This window comes from Corynebacterium sp. NPDC104732, from assembly GCF_055583565.1.
In genome coordinates this window covers 145,765-160,952 of the sequence record NZ_JBVJNS010000001.1, presented here as the reverse complement: position 1 = coordinate 160,952, position 15,188 = coordinate 145,765, and the positions used below count along the sequence as shown (strand labels likewise).

At 60.8% G+C, this 15,188-nt stretch carries 15 protein-coding genes; all 15 read left to right on the top strand.

Annotation, left to right across the window (positions count from 1 at the left end):
- Window positions 1–29: 29 nt before the first annotated feature.
- The 15 genes from def (at window position 30) to ACZ6ZO_RS00690 (ending at window position 15,188) form a co-directional block, all read left to right on the top strand.
- On the top strand, window positions 30–539 hold the full coding sequence (gene def, locus ACZ6ZO_RS00760) for a peptide deformylase (RefSeq protein WP_465289845.1): 510 nt from the start codon (window positions 30–32) through the stop codon (window positions 537–539).
- Window positions 536–1,474, top strand: coding sequence for a methionyl-tRNA formyltransferase (gene fmt, locus ACZ6ZO_RS00755; RefSeq protein ID WP_465289843.1), 939 nt, complete (start codon window positions 536–538; stop codon window positions 1,472–1,474). Before def ends, fmt begins: the two co-directional genes overlap by 4 nt.
- Entirely contained in the window at window positions 1,471–2,931 is a 1,461-nt protein-coding gene (locus ACZ6ZO_RS00750) for an RsmB/NOP family class I SAM-dependent RNA methyltransferase (protein WP_182386199.1), read from the top strand. The genes fmt and ACZ6ZO_RS00750 overlap by 4 nt, the downstream gene beginning before the upstream one ends.
- A gap of 4 nt (window positions 2,932–2,935) precedes the next feature.
- On the top strand, window positions 2,936–3,604 hold the full coding sequence (gene rpe / locus ACZ6ZO_RS00745) for a ribulose-phosphate 3-epimerase (RefSeq protein ID WP_465289841.1): 669 nt from the start codon (window positions 2,936–2,938) through the stop codon (window positions 3,602–3,604).
- Entirely contained in the window at window positions 3,604–4,614 is a 1,011-nt protein-coding gene (ribD, locus tag ACZ6ZO_RS00740) for a bifunctional diaminohydroxyphosphoribosylaminopyrimidine deaminase/5-amino-6-(5-phosphoribosylamino)uracil reductase RibD (RefSeq protein WP_465289839.1), read from the top strand. The genes rpe and ribD overlap by 1 nt, the downstream gene beginning before the upstream one ends.
- A 12-nt stretch (window positions 4,615–4,626) precedes the next feature.
- The gene (locus ACZ6ZO_RS00735; protein ID WP_465289837.1) at window positions 4,627–5,220 is read left to right on the top strand and encodes a riboflavin synthase; all 594 of its coding nucleotides are present in this window, start codon (window positions 4,627–4,629) and stop codon (window positions 5,218–5,220) included.
- Window positions 5,221–5,279: 59 nt separating this feature from the next.
- Window positions 5,280–6,557 (top strand): bifunctional 3,4-dihydroxy-2-butanone-4-phosphate synthase/GTP cyclohydrolase II, encoded by a 1,278-nt coding sequence (locus ACZ6ZO_RS00730; RefSeq protein WP_182386195.1) that lies wholly within the window; start codon window positions 5,280–5,282, stop codon window positions 6,555–6,557.
- Window positions 6,550–7,029 carry a 6,7-dimethyl-8-ribityllumazine synthase gene (gene ribH / locus ACZ6ZO_RS00725; RefSeq protein ID WP_182386194.1) on the top strand — a complete coding sequence of 160 codons (480 nt, stop codon included), beginning with the start codon at window positions 6,550–6,552 and terminating at the stop codon, window positions 7,027–7,029. Before ACZ6ZO_RS00730 ends, ribH begins: the two co-directional genes overlap by 8 nt.
- A 35-nt stretch (window positions 7,030–7,064) precedes the next feature.
- A complete protein-coding gene (locus ACZ6ZO_RS00720) occupies window positions 7,065–7,574 on the top strand; it encodes a PH domain-containing protein (protein WP_331251775.1) in 510 nt (169 codons plus the stop codon).
- A 3-nt stretch (window positions 7,575–7,577) separates the two neighbouring features.
- Complete coding sequence (uvrC, locus tag ACZ6ZO_RS00715) at window positions 7,578–9,524, top strand: excinuclease ABC subunit UvrC (RefSeq protein ID WP_465289834.1); 1,947 nt, start codon at window positions 7,578–7,580, stop codon at window positions 9,522–9,524.
- A gap of 28 nt (window positions 9,525–9,552) precedes the next feature.
- A complete protein-coding gene (gene rapZ / locus ACZ6ZO_RS00710; RefSeq protein WP_182386191.1) occupies window positions 9,553–10,503 on the top strand; it encodes an RNase adapter RapZ in 951 nt (316 codons plus the stop codon).
- A gap of 35 nt (window positions 10,504–10,538) precedes the next feature.
- Entirely contained in the window at window positions 10,539–11,531 is a 993-nt protein-coding gene (locus tag ACZ6ZO_RS00705) for a gluconeogenesis factor YvcK family protein (protein ID WP_407926254.1), read from the top strand.
- 39 nt (window positions 11,532–11,570) lie between these two features.
- Window positions 11,571–12,554: a DNA-binding protein WhiA gene (gene whiA, locus ACZ6ZO_RS00700; protein ID WP_182386190.1), complete on the top strand. Its 984-nt coding sequence runs from the start codon at window positions 11,571–11,573 to the stop codon at window positions 12,552–12,554.
- Window positions 12,555–12,886: 332 nt separating this feature from the next.
- Window positions 12,887–13,891: a type I glyceraldehyde-3-phosphate dehydrogenase gene (gene gap / locus ACZ6ZO_RS00695; protein ID WP_182386189.1), complete on the top strand. Its 1,005-nt coding sequence runs from the start codon at window positions 12,887–12,889 to the stop codon at window positions 13,889–13,891.
- A 91-nt stretch (window positions 13,892–13,982) separates the two neighbouring features.
- Window positions 13,983–15,188, top strand: a complete 1,206-nt coding sequence (locus tag ACZ6ZO_RS00690; protein WP_182386188.1) for a phosphoglycerate kinase — start codon at window positions 13,983–13,985, stop codon at window positions 15,186–15,188.

Sequence of the window (15,188 nt, the reverse complement as noted above, 5' to 3'; positions counted from 1 at the left end):
TGCAACCGGTTGAAAAGAAGTGAGGTTTCATGACTATTCGCGCCGTCCGCATCTTCGGCGACCCCGTCCTGCGCACCCGCGCCGAGGAGGTTACCGAGTTTGATGAGACCCTCGCGACGCTCGTCGACGACATGCTGGACACCATGGACGACGCCGACGGCGTCGGACTGGCTGCGAACCAAATAGGCGTCACCCGCCGAGTCTTCGTCTACGACTGCTCCCATGAAGTAACAGGCGCCCGCGGACACATCATTAACCCAGTATGGGAGCCAGTAGGCGAGGAAAAGCAGGTTGGGCCGGAGGGGTGCCTGTCTATCCCGGAGATCTCTAAAGATACTGAGCGGTACCAGAAGGTAGTGGTTCGGGGCGTCGATAAGCAGGGCGAGCCTATCGAGTTCGAGTGCGATGGCCTGCTCGCACGGTGCGTACAACACGAGACCGATCACCTGGATGGCGTGCTGTTCCTGCAGCGCCTCGCCCCAGCGCTCCGGAAGGAAGCCATGGCAGAAATCCGCAACTCGGAGTGGTTTAACGCATGAGAATCATTTTTGCTGGTACACCAGAACCCGCCGTCGTCGCGCTGCAGCGCCTGCTGGAATCCGACCATGAGGTCGTCGCGGTGCTCACCCGTCCAGATGCGCGGAAAGGGCGCGGCCGGACATTGCACCCATCACCCGTTGCAGCGTTGGCGCAGGAGCACGGAATTGAGGTGCTGAAGCCACAGTCGCTGAAACTTGACACAGAGGACGGCCAAGCAACGAGGGCGCGGCTAAAGGAACTGGCCCCGGACTGCATACCCGTCGTCGCATACGGCAACCTGGTACCAAAGGACCTGCTGGACATCGCGCCCCACGGCTGGGTGAACCTGCACTTTTCCCTGCTGCCTGCTTGGCGTGGCGCAGCCCCGGTGCAGGCGGCCTTGTTCGCAGGCGATGACATCACCGGCGCTACCACCTTCCGCATTGAAGAAGGCCTGGACACCGGCCCAATCCTGGGCACCCTGACCCACGCCATTGCGCCCACCGATACCGCGGACACCCTGCTGACCTCGCTGGCGCATGCGGGCGCAGAGTTGCTCGTGGCCACGATGGATGGTCTTGAAACCGGCGCGCTCGTCGCCGAGCCACAGCGGGGTGAGCCGAGCTACGCTGCGAAGATCACCAAAGAAGATGCGAAAATTATCTGGTCCCAGCCCGACTTTGCCATCGACCGTCTGATCCGCGCCTACACTCCAGCGCCCGGCCCCTGGACCGAGCTCGGCGGTCAGCGATTCAAGATCGGCAAGGTAGCGCTCACTGACCAAGACACTCTTGCACCCGGCGCCTTGGCCATCGGCAAGAACCAGGTGCTGGTCGGCACCGCCAGTAATGACCTGGAAATCGTCCAGCTGCAACCGCCGGGAAAGAAAATGATGGCAGCAGCTGATTGGTCACGGGGCGCGAACCTAGCCGAAGGTGCGGAGTTTACGTCATGAGTCTCAACGAAAGTGGTGGATTCCGGTCCCGTAGCAAGCGGGGCAACGCCCCGAAACGCCCAGCTCAGCCCCCGAAAAAGCAACAGCAACCGCGGCAGCGCCAGGCGAAGCTGCGACTGGAGGGCGTCGATAAGCCACGTGCGGTGGCGTTTGAGGTGCTCACCGCCGTCGCTACGCAGGATGCCTACGCCAACCTCGTGCTGCCTAAAACCCTCCGCGAGGCGCGCTTGTCTGGACGTGACGCGGCCTTCGCTACTGAGCTAACCTACGGCAGTCTGCGAACTCAAGGGGTGCTCGACGAGGTCATTGCTGCGGCGTCCTCCAGGGCGTTGAGCGACGTCCACGTCGATGTCCTCACTGCGCTGCGCCTCGGGGCATACCAGGTGCTGTACACCCGCGTGGAGCCCCATGCGGCCGTAGATACTACCGTGCGGATCGTGGGCGCTGCCGGGCAACCGCGGGCGAAAGGCTTCGCCAACGCAGTCATGCGCACCATCACGCGCAAAACGCCCGAGCAGTGGCTGGACCAGCTCACTCCTGCCGGTGAAGTGGCGGCCATGGCGTTTCGGACCGCGCACCCACAGTGGATCGCGGAAAGCTTCGCGCGGCACATGCCCACCGAGGAACTTGCCAGGGCGCTCGAGGAAGATTCCGCGCGTCCGATTGTGCACCTCGTTGCCCGTCCGGGGGAGATTTCCGCGGAGGAGCTCGCCCTCATCTCCGGGGGCGAGGAGGGTGCTTATTCGCCATATGCGGTGTACCTATCCAGCGGTGACCCCCGTGACGTGGAACCTGTGAAGCAGGGCCTGGCAGCGGTGCAGGATGAAGGCAGTCAGCTCATCGCGCGGGCGGTGACCATCGCCCCCATCGACGGTCAGGATCAAGGAAAATGGCTTGACCTTTGCGCCGGGCCGGGTGGAAAAGCAGCGCTGCTAGGGGCACTCGCGCGTATCGACGGCGCACACGTCGACGCCGTCGAAGTAGCCCCGCACCGGGCCAAACTGATTCAGAAAGTGACCGGAGACCTGCCCGTTACTGTGCATGTTGCGGATGGTCGCGAACCTGGCCTGGAACCGGGTTTTGACCGGGTCCTCGTGGACGCGCCATGTTCCGGGTTGGGTGCGCTGCGCCGACGCCCGGAGGCGCGGTGGCGTAAATCAGAATCCGACATCGCTGAGCTCAGCCAATTGCAGCGACAGCTCCTCGCCTCGGCGGCGAAGCTCGTGCGTCCGGGTGGCGTGATCGTGTATTCCACGTGTTCACCAGACCTGCGGGAGACGCGTGAAATCGTTAACCACGCCGTCGCTCACCTCGGGTTGGAAGAGCTCGATGCCCACGATCTAGCCTGCGGAATGGATAACGTAGGCACCGACAAATCCGTCCAGATGTGGCCACACCGCCACGGCACGGACGCTATGTTTTTCGCCGTTTTGAAGCGACCAGCTGACCTAGGATAAGACCATGACTTCTTACACTCGCCCGATCATCGCCCCGTCCATCCTGGCTGCCGACTTTTCCAAGCTGGGGGAGGACATCGCCGCCACCAGCAACGCAGACTGGATCCACGTGGACATTATGGATGGGCATTTCGTGCCTAACCTCTCCTTCGGCGCGGACATCACCAAGGCCGCCGGCCGGTGCACTGACAAGGAATTGGATGTGCACTTGATGATTGAGCACCCTGAGAAGTGGGTAGATAACTACATCGACGCTGGTGCCGCGTGCGTCATCTTCCACGTCGAGGCCACCAACGATCCGCTGTCGCTGGCTCGTTACCTCAAGGGCAAGGGGGTGAGGGCTGGTTTCTCGCTCCGCCCGGGCACCCCGATTGAGGATTACCTGGACATCGTCCCTGAGTTCGACCTCGTATTGGTGATGAGCGTGGAGCCTGGTTTTGGTGGTCAAAGCTTCATGCCAGAGCAACTGGAGAAGGTCCGCACGCTTCGCGCGTTGATTGATGAGAAGCAGCTGGAATGCTTCATTGAGATCGACGGCGGTATCAACGCAACGACCATTCGGCAGGCAGCGGAGGCCGGGTGCGACGCGTTCGTCGCCGGTTCGGCCGTTTACGGCGCCACTGATCCGGCAGCCGCGGTCGACGAGCTGCGAGCACTCGCGACGCTAAATTAATGGAGTGTTCGGAAGCCGTCCGCTCGGCCGCGTGGAATGCCGCCATCGCTGCCGGTGACAGCGTTCGCGGCACGACCTGGCCCAACCCTTCAGTGGGGTGCGCGATCGTCGCACCTGACGGGCGGATTGTGGGGGTGGGCGCGACTCAGCCCCCCGGCGGGACAGGCGAGCACGCTGAAGTGATGGCGCTGCGTCAGGCCGGTGAGCTCGCGCGCGGCGCGACAGCCTTTGTCACCCTCGAACCGTGCAACCACACCGGGCGCACCGGACCCTGCTCGCACGCGCTTTACGACGCCGGTATTGCAGCAGTCCACTACGCCACCCCGGATCCCAACCCCACCGCCTCCGGAGGCGCAGACTTTTTGCGCCAGCACGGGATACCCGCCACCCATGAGCCGCGGGAGGTTTCGGCCTTGGAACCGTGGCTGCACGGTGTACGCCATAGGCGTCCGTTTGTCACGGTGAAGATGGCGCACACCTTGGATGGGTTTTCCGCAGCGCAGGACGGCTCGTCCCAGTGGATAACGGGGGAGCAGGCCCGAGCGCATGCGCACGAGATCCGGGCGAGCCGGGATGCGATCATCGTCGGCACGGGCACGGTGCTCGCCGATAATCCGCGCCTCACCGCGCGCAGGCTGGACGGGTCGCTGTACCCGCACCAGCCGCAACCGGTCATCATTGGTTCGCGCCCGATCCCCGCTAAGCTGCACCTAGGACAGGGCGGGGAGCTGCGCTACTCGAGTATTTCGGAGGCCCTGTCTGACCTGTTTGCCCGCGGCTACCGGGACATTTTGGTGGAAGGTGGACCTGGTCTGGTCGGAGCGTTTGTGTCCGCCGGGCTTGCCGACGCCATCCACAGTTACATTAACCCCTCCCTGCTCGGGGCGGGACTGAATCCGGCCCGACTCGTGCTTGATGAACCGACGAGTATGAAGGACATTAGACGTTTTCACATTCACCAGTTAAGACAGCTGGGAAACGATATCTTTATAGAATCACGACTGAGCTAAAGGAGTTAACGGGTGTTTACCGGAATTATTGAAGAATTGGGCTCGGTGAGCGACATCACCGCATTGGACGATTCCATCCGGTTGCGCATCTCGGCGAAGCAGGTGCTCAGCGACGCGCAGCTCGGCGATTCCATTGCCGTCAACGGAGTGTGCCTCACCGTAGCGGAACGTACCGAGGACAGCTTCGTCGCAGACTGCATGCAGGAGACCCTGGATCGGTCAAGCTTGGGGACCTTGTCCGTAGGCGACGCGGTGAACTTGGAGCGCGCTGCTCGGGTGGATTCCCGACTCGATGGGCACATCGTGCAAGGACATGTGGATGCGACCACTACGTTGCTCTCCCGGGAACATTCCCAAAACTGGGACGTGCTTCGCTTCGCGCTGCCCGCGCATCTGGCCCGATATGTGGTAGAGAAAGGCTCCATCTGTATCAACGGCACCTCGCTGACAGTGTCTGCGCTGGGCCCGGACTATTTTGAAGTGTCCCTCATACCGGTCACATTGCGGGAGACGGTCTTTGGTGAACTACCCGTGGGGGGCGTGGTAAACCTCGAGGTAGATGTGATCGCGAAATATGTCGAACGGATGTTAGGTCAACGGACGTAGCCTCCCGCAAAGGGGGCAATGACTCAATCACCAACAATGCAAGATTAGGCTAGGACAGCGTGGCTCAAACAGATTCTGACAAGCAGGGCGTTCAGGTTCGCCTGGACAGCGTCGAAGACGCAATTCTCGATATCGCTGCCGGCAAAGCGGTAGTGGTGGTGGATGACGAAGATCGAGAAAACGAAGGGGATCTTATCTTCGCTGCTGAGAAAGCCACCCCCGAGCTGGTGGCATTCATGGTGCGGTATTCCTCCGGTTATGTGTGCGCGTCGCTGACGGAAGCAGACGCGGACCGGCTGCAGCTGCCACCGATGATCTCTCACAACGAGGATGCCCGCGGCACCGCGTACACCGTGACCGTGGATGCCAACACCGGCACAACTGGTATTTCCGCCACCGCCCGCGCGGAAACCCTGAAGCGACTGGCATTCCCAGAATTCGGACCGGGCGATTTCACCAGGCCAGGCCACGTGGTTCCGTTGCGTGCACGTGAAGGCGGCGTCCTGGTGCGGGCTGGGCACACGGAAGCGGCGGTGGACTTGGCCCGGATGGCGGGCCTGCGCCCCGCAGGCGTGCTGTGTGAGGTGGTCAGTGAGATTGATCCCACGGACATGGCGCGTGGCCCCGAGCTGCGCGATTTCGCTGACAAACACGGCTTGAAGATGATCTCCATCGAGCAGCTCATCGCGTGGCGTCGCCTCAACGAGGTTCAGGTAGAACGGGTCGTCGAAACGCGGCTGCCCACCGACTTCGGCGAGTTCCGTGCTGTCGGCTACCAGAGCACGATCAACGGCGTGGAGCATGTCGCCTTGGTGGTCGGCCACCCCGAGGACGATGGGGGAGAAAACGTGCTAGTCCGCGTGCACTCGGAGTGCTTGACCGGCGACGTGTTCGGTTCTCGTCGCTGTGATTGCGGCCAACAGCTGCACGCCTCGATGAGGATGGTGCAGGAAGCTGGCCGCGGCGTGATTTTGTACATGCGTGGACATGAGGGTCGTGGTATTGGGTTGCTCGCCAAGCTCAAGGCCTACCAGCTGCAGGATTCCGGGGCGGATACGGTGGACGCCAACCTGGCGCTCGGGCTTCCTGCCGATGCCCGGGAGTTTGGCACCGGCGCCCAAATCCTGCACGACCTGGGTGTAAAGACGATGAATTTGATCTCCAACAACCCTGATAAGCGCGCGGGACTCACGGGGCATGACCTTCGGATCGTGGGACGCACCGCCATCAACGTGGACATCCATGAGGACAACATCAAATACCTGCAGACCAAACGAGACCGCATGGGGCACACCGTCCCAGGTCTGGACGAAGCGTTAGGAGCAACCCATGAGTAGTGACGGCCGCCCCGCACTGCAGCTTGTCGACGCCACCGGCCTCCGCGTCGCCGTGGTCACCGCAACGTGGAACGCGGACATCTGCGATCAGCTGCACGCTCGCGCGGTATCCGTGGGCAAAGAATGCGGCGCGCAGGTGTCCGAATACCGCGTGGTGGGGGCGCTGGAACTGGGCGTCGTGGTCCAAGAACTTGCCGAGCATTTCGACGCCGTCGTGGCACTCGGCTGCGTAATCAAGGGCGGCACCCCGCACTTTGACTACGTGTGTGACTCGGTTACGCAGGCGCTGACCCAGATTTCCTTGGCCACTCGCACCCCCATTGGTAATGGGGTACTCACCACGCTCACGCATGAGCAGGCAGTAGATCGCAGTGGCGTACCAGGCGCAATGGAAGACAAAGGTGGCGAGTCTATGGTGGCGGCGCTGAATACGGCGGTGCTGCTTTCTCGGATTCGGCAGGAGCAGGGTTAGACTTGGAAGTTGATTCTGCTAGCACAAAGGATGATGTGAACGTGACGGACCTGGAACGGGAGCGCGAGCACCTCGCGGCGCTTAATTCAGTAACAACTACCACCAAACCGTGGGAGTTTGAGCTTCGCTCAAAGTACTTGGCCCGCATGTCCTGGGTGGCGATCGCAGTGGTCATGGCGGTGCACATCTTCATGGCTGCTGTGGTGGGCATTGACTTTACCGGCGCTGCTGTGACCTTGATTGACAAGCTTGCGTTCGTCGGCATCGGCCTGGTGATCTCCTTCTTCGCGTTCCACCTGCGTCGCCCGCGGGTGCGTGCCAACGAGGATGGGGTAGAGGTCCGCAACTTTATCGGTACCCGCTTTTACCCATGGTCCGTGGTGTACGGCCTGTCCTTTCCAAAGAATGAGCGGATGGCTCGCCTGGAGCTTCCCGAATTCGAGTACGTTCCGATGTGGGCGTTTCAGTCTGGGGATTCCGCCCGAGTCGTCGCTGCGGTCGCGGACTTCCGCAAGCTTGAAGATAAGTACATGCCGGAAGATTAAGTTGTGGCTGATCCAACCACCTACCGCCCGGCTGCCGGAACCATTCCGACCCAGCCGGGCGTCTACCGCTTTCGGGACCCATCCTCGCAGGTCATCTATGTAGGGAAAGCGAAGAACCTGCGGGCTCGGCTATCAAACTACTTCCAGGATCTCACCCAGCTGCACCCGCGCACCCGCCAGATGGTGCAAATCGCGTCCAGTGTGGAATGGACCGTAGTGGGCAGCGAAGTGGAAGCGCTGCAGCTGGAATACACGTGGATCAAAAAGTACGATCCGCGGTTTAACGTGAAGTACCGGGATGATAAGTCCTACCCGTATCTAGCGATCACGATGAACGAGCCCTTTCCACGCGCCTACGTTTACCGTGGCCCGCAGCGTAAGGGCGTGCGCTATTTCGGCCCGTATTCTCACGCATGGGCAATCCGCGAAACATTGGACCTGCTCACGCGGGTGTTTCCGATGCGGACCTGCTCTAAAGGGGTGTTTAATCGGCATGCGCAGCTCGGGCGCCCCTGCCTGCTCGGGTACATCGACAAATGCGCCGCGCCATGCGTGGACAAGGTCACGGCACCCGAGCACCTCGCCATCGTGCGCGACCTCATCTCGTTTCTCTCCGGCAACACCAGCGCGGTGACCAAGAAACTGGAGCAGGACATGATGGCGGCCGCGGAAGAACTCGATTTCGAACGAGCAGCCCGATTGCGTGATGACCTCGCTGCCGTCAACAAAGTGATGGAGCGCCAATCGATCGTTTTCACTGATGGCACCGACGCGGATGTCGTCGCCACCGTGACCGACGAATTGGAAGCGGCGATTCAGCTGTTCCACATCCGCGACGGTAGGGTGCGGGGACAGCGGGGATTTGTCGTCGAAAAGCCTGCTCGTGCGAGCGAGGAGGACGGCGACGGTGCGATCATCGCTGATTTCCTCATGCAGTTCTATCACGACGATCCCACCGCCATCCCACGGGACATCCTGGTGTCCGCGCAGCCGCAGGACGCTGAGATCGTGTCCGAACTACTTGCGGAGATGCGCCACGGCCCCGTGCACATTCGCGTCCCGCAGCGCGGAGAGAAACGTGAGCTCATGGAGACCGTCACTGGCAACGCCACCGAAGCGCTGCGGCAGCACAAGTTAAAGCGCCAAGGCGACTTAACGACGCGCTCGGCTGCACTCCAAGAACTGCAAGAAGCCTTGTTTTTGGACACCGCGCCCCTGCGCATCGAATGCACGGATATTTCGCACATTCAGGGCACCGATGTGGTGGCATCACTGGTGGTCTTTGAGGATGGTTTACCCAAGAAGTCGGACTATCGGCGCTACCGCATTAAGGAAGCCGCGGGGGATGGGCACTCTAACGACGTCGCCTCCATCGCGGAAGTCACCTACCGGCGGTTTCTTCGTCATACCCAAGACAGCACGGCCGTACCGGATGACTCCGAGTTCGACGGCACTAGGTTTGCCGATGAAGCAGTAGTGGAAGAGTCAGCTGGTGGCAAGCGCTTTGCGTATCCACCGCAACTGTTCATCGTTGATGGTGGTCTGCCGCAGGTCAACGCAGCTCAGGCGGTATTTGATGAGTTGGGTGTACATGATGTCGCGCTCATTGGCTTGGCGAAGCGTCTGGAAGAAGTCTGGCTACCTGGAGAAGAAGATCCTCTTATCCTGCCGCGCAACTCCCAGGCGCTGTACCTGCTGCAGCATGTTCGCGACGAAGCACACCGTTTTGCTATCACCTACCATCGGCAACAGCGTTCCAAACGGTTGCGGGTATCTGAACTTGATGGTGTGCCCGGCCTGGGAGATCAGCGGCGGGCTGAGCTGGTCAAGCACTTCGGTTCCGTGAAAAAGCTTCGGGCAGCATCTTTGGAAGAGATTCAGGCGGTCAAGGGCTTTGGGCCTTCGTTAGCGGGGAAAGTTTACGACCACCTTCATCGCTCGGAGCCATAACTGGTCAGGGCGCGTTAGACTGAGGTGCATGACGCGCAACGACATTGTGGTTACACCTGAGTCCGATGACGAGCTAATCCGCGGTGCCGTGGTATCCACTGCACGCTCCGGGAGCACTACCGACGCTCCCGTTTTGATCACTGGCATGTCTGGGGCCGGCCTGAATTCCGCCGCCCGCGTGCTGGAAGATATGGGCTGGTATGTGGCTCAGAACCTGCCCTCCGCGTTGTTGTTGCAGATGGTGGAGATGGCGACCGCCCCAGATTCTCCTATTGCTCGTCTCGCGCTGGTGTCTGACGTGCGTTCCTTGCCGTTTAACCATGACCTCGTCCAGGTCATTGACGAGCTCGATGCTCGCGGGCACCGTCCAGTCATCCTGTTCATGGAAGCCCGGGACGACATCCTGATTCGTCGATTTGACTCCGTGCGCCGCACACACCCGATGCAGGGCCCTGATACCTTGCAGCATGGCATTACCCGGGAGCGGCGCGCGCTGTTCGAGGTCAAGGAACAAGCGGATATCGTGATCGACACCTCGGAGCTGTCGATCCATGACCTACGGCGTGCGATTGAATCCAGCTTTGAAAGCGTCGCGGAAAACAAGGAGCACGTCACGGTGCAGTCCTTCGGGTTCAAGCGAGGCGCACCGCACGATACTGACCTGCTGCTGGATGTCCGATTCTTACCGAACCCATATTGGGTTGGGGACCTGCGCAAATTCCGTGGCACTGACGCACCGGTGTCTGACTACGTTCTCGCGCAGAAAGGCGCGCGGGAGTTTATTGATAGCTTCGTTGCGATGTTCCGCACCATGATCAAGGGATACCGTCGGGAAGGCAAGCGGTTTATCACGGTGAGCGTCGGCTGCACCGGGGGCCACCATCGCTCCGTGGCAATTGCCGAAGAGATTGGGCGGATCTTGCAAGAAAACGGTGAGCTGGAAGTGGCGGTGATTCACCGCGACATCAAGCGCAGCTAACCCATTTTCGCTCCCCGTCACTTTAAGGTTTTCACATGACTTCCGATCTCTGGACCGTGCCTGAACATATCAAGTCGATGGTGTGTTTGGGTGGCGGCCACGGCCTGTTTCAGACTCTCCGCGCGGCCCGTGCCCTTCGCATTCCCGATATCAATGCCATTGTTACTGTCGCTGACGATGGTGGTTCCTCCGGCCGGATTCGGCGCGAACTAGGGCAGATTCCTCCTGGCGACCTGCGCATGGCTCTCAGCGCTCTTGCGCGCGACGATGCCGAAGGCGAAATGTGGGAGACGCTGCTACAACACAGGTTCGGTGGCACGGGGGCGTTGGCGGGCCACGCGGTGGGCAACCTGCTGCTCGCGGGGCTCACGGACGTTTTGGGGCATGAGGTGGCGGCGCTGGATGTTGTCGCAAAGCTGACGCGTTCCTACGGACGGGTGCTTCCTGTGTGCGCGCAACCACTCAATATTGAGGCGGAAGTCGCTGGGCTTGCCGACGACCCCCGCATCATGCGCATGATCCGCGGCCAGGTCGCGATTGCTACTACGCCGGGTGAGGTTCGGCGGGTACGACTCATGCCGGAGCATCCTCCCGCTGCACCGGAAGCGGTGGAAGCTATTCGTGGAGCGGACCTGCTCACGCTTGGCCCCGGTTCGTGGTTCAGCAGCGTGATCCCGCACCTGCTGGTCCCGGAGGTGGTGGACGCGATCAATGAATCTAACGCGTTGCGCGTGGTGATCCTCAATCTCTCGAACACGCAGCTAGAGACCACTGGGTTTTCCATGGAGCGGCACGTCCACATGTTGCAGCAGCACGCACCGACGCTTCGGGTGGATCGCTTCTTGGTGGATCGGTCCTCGCCGATCGATAGCACTGATCTCACCCACCTGGAGCGGGCGGCCGCAGCGATGGGGGCTATGGTTGTGGTTGATGACGTGCGGTTGTTCGCCGAAGACGGCACGATGACGGAACGTCACAGCCCCGATAAGCTCGCCCGGTCGTTGGTACAGCTATGCCAAACCCGCTAATATAGTCGCAATTTGCTCCTCAAGAAGAAAAGGACATTCGTGTCTCTCACTGCACAGGCCAAAACGGAACTCGCGGAAACGACGATGACGCGTGCCACTGCTCGTACTGCCGAGGTCGCCGCTATTGTCCGCTTTGCCGGCCAGCTAGATACGGTGGCGGGCCGCCCGGTGCTGGAGATTGAGCTGGACTCGCATGCAGCTGCACATCGCTTCTGTGAGGCCATCGATGAGCTGTTCCACAAGAAAGTCCAGCTCAACGTCATTGGGCCAGGGGGGATGAGCAAAAACACCAGGTATGTGCTGCGGCTTACCGACGGCGTCCCCGACATCATCCGCAGGCTCGGCCTCGTCACTCGTTCCGGGCACGCTGTCCGTGGCCTTCCCCCGGCGATCGTGTCCGGTACCGTGTCCGATGCTGAGGCGGCGTGGCGGGGTGCGTTCCTCGCGGCCGGCACGTTAACGGAACCGGGCCGCACCTGCACCTTGGAGATTGAATGTCCCTGCCAGGAAGCCGCATTGGCGCTGGTGGGATGCGCCCGTCGCATGGGTATTGCTACCAAAACCAAGGAAACCCGCGGCGTGGAGCGGGTTCTCGTTCGGGACGGGGACACCATCGGTGCGTTACTGACCCGGATGGGGGCGATGAGCACCCGGATCGAGTGGGAAAAGCACAGGGAGCGTAAGCAGCAACAACAAGGCGGGCACCGCCTAGCCAATTTTGATGACGCTAATTTGCGTCGTTCCGCGCGCGCCGCCATTGCCGCTGCTGCCCGCGTCGAGCGTGCCCTGGAAATCTTGGGTGATGACATTCCGCCACATCTTGCCGAAGCCGGCAATCTGCGTATCGTGCACCGGCAGGCGTCGCTCGAGGAGTTGGGTCGGCTCGCTGACCCACAGATGACAAAGGACGCGGTGGCCGGGCGCATCCGCCGGTTGCTATCGATGGCGGACACTCGAGCTGCCGAACTGGGCATTCCGGATACCAACGCGGCCGTTACTGAGGATCTTCTCGACGACGTGTAAATATGGTTTTTCTCACATGGCCCGGTGTTTTAAGCACAGCGCACTGTGCCATGTGGGGGTGCTGTTCACCCAGGTGTTAGCGCATATGCAGCTCTTTGCGACGACGTATGCCGAAAACCAAAAACACACCACATCCACATGTTGTTTAATGTCTGATTATGTTGCTTTTTGAGGGTAGGGGTAGCGGTAGCGCAACATCTCCTCCTGCACAGTCCACAAACCGTAGGTACGCTAAGAGGCATACGCGGATGCATCAACGCCAGCTCAATGACTGGACTAGAGAGCTTGCAGCATCCTCGGTGCATATAACGTCTACTTTGAGGAGAAAACTCGTGACCATTCGTGTGGGAATCAATGGCTTTGGCCGCATCGGACGTAACTTCTTCCGTGCTGTCCTGGAAAACGGATCTGACATTGACATCGTCGCCATCAACGACCTGACGGACAATGGCACCCTGGCACAGCTGCTCAAGTACGACTCGATCCTGGGTCGCCTGGGCAAGTCCGTTGAGTTCGACGACGAGTCCATCACCGTCGACGGCAAGAAGATCACCGTCTCCGCAGAGCGCGAGCCAAAGAACCTCAAGTGGGGCGAGCTCGGTGTGGACATCGTAATCGAGTCCACCGGCTTCTTCACCAAGAAGGAAGACGCTCAGGCACACATCGACGCTGGTGCTAAGAAGGTCATCATCTCCGCCCCAGGTAAGGGCGTGGACGGCACCTTCGTTGTTGGTGTGAACCACACCGACTACGACCCAGAGTCCATGACCATCATCTCCAACGCATCCTGCACCACCAACTGCCTGGCACCAATGGCGAAGGTCCTGAACGATAAGTTCGGCATCGTCAAGGGCCTGATGACCACCATCCACGCCTACACCGGTGACCAGCGCCTCCACGACGCTCCGCACCGCGACCTGCGTCGTGCCCGCGCCGCCGCTGTCAACATCGTCCCAACCTCCACTGGTGCTGCTAAGGCAGTTTCCCTGGTTCTCCCAGAGCTCGAGGGCAAGCTGGATGGCTTCGCAATGCGTGTCCCAGTGATCACCGGTTCTGCAACGGACCTCACCTTCGAGGCTTCCCGTGACGTCACCGTCGAAGAGGTTAACGCAGCTATGAAGGAAGCTGCTGAGGGCGAGCTCAAGGGCGTCCTGCTGTACTCCGAGGATCCACTGGTGTCCTCTGACATCGTCACCGATCCACACGCTTCCATCTTCGACTCTGGCCTGACCAAGGTCATGGGCAACCAGGTGAAGGTTGTGTCCTGGTACGACAACGAGTGGGGTTACACCAACCAGCTCATCAAGATGACCGAATACGTCGGCGAACGCCTCTAATCTTTCGCTAGACTTGATCAGTAGTGGCCCGCGCCTTCGACAGGCTGCGGGCCAGCTGCCTGTTTAGCCCAATTTCAGGAGAATTTAACACATGAAGAACCTCAAAGACCTGCTTGCCGAAGGCGTTGAAGGCCGCAACGTCCTCGTCCGCTCCGACCTCAACGTTCCTCTCAACGACGCCGGCGAGATTACCGACCCAGGCCGTATCAACGCCTCATTGCCCACCATCAAGGCTCTCGCAGAGGCGGGCGCCCGCGTCATCGTCATGGCTCACCTGGGTCGCCCAAAGGGCGAGGTGAACCCTAAGTTCTCCCTGGCTCCTTGTGCCGAGGCACTGTCCGAGGCCCTCGGTCAGTATGTAGCCCTGGCTGGCGATGTGGTAGGCGAGGACGCTCACGAGCGTGCGAACGGCCTTAACGACGGCGACGTGCTCCTCCTGGAGAACGTCCGCTTCGATGCCCGGGAAACCTCCAAGGATGAGGCAGAGCGTGGTGAGTTCGCAGACCAACTGGTTGCCCTGACCGGTGATAACGGCGCATTCGTGTCCGACGGCTTCGGCGTGGTCCACCGCGCTCAGGCATCCGTCTTCGACGTAGCCAAGCGCCTGCCGCACTACGCCGGTGGCCTCGTGGAAACCGAGATCGACGTGCTGAAGAAGATCGCCGACGAGCCACAGGCGCCATACGTGGTGGTGCTGGGCGGTTCTAAGGTCTCCGACAAGCTCGGCGTAATCGAAGCACTCGCACCAAAGACTGACGCCCTGATCATCGGTGGCGGGATGTGCTACACCTTCCTCGCAGCTCAGGGCTACAACGTCCAAAAGTCGATGCTGCAGGAAGAAATGCTCGAGACCTGTAAGGATCTGCTGGCACGCTACGGCGACAAGATCAACCTGCCAATCGACCTTGCCTGGGCTCCTGAGTTCTCCGCTGACGCTCCTAAGACCATCACCGGTCTGGAAGACACCCCTGAGGGTCAGCTGTCTCTGGACATCGGACCAAAGTCCGTGGAGAAGTTCGCAGCTGTTCTGGGTTCTGCTAAGACCATTTTCTGGAACGGCCCAATGGGCGTGTTCGAGTTCGAAGCATTCTCTGACGGTACCCGTGGCGTCGCACAGGCAATCATCGATGCCACCGCTAACGGCGCGTTCTCCGTTGTCGGCGGTGGCGATTCTGCTGCATCTGTCCGCGTTCTCGGCCTCGACGAGGACGGCTTCTCCCACATTTCCACCGGCGGTGGCGCTTCCCTCGAATACCTTGAGGGCAAGGAACTGCCAGGCGTCGCGGCGCTGGCATAG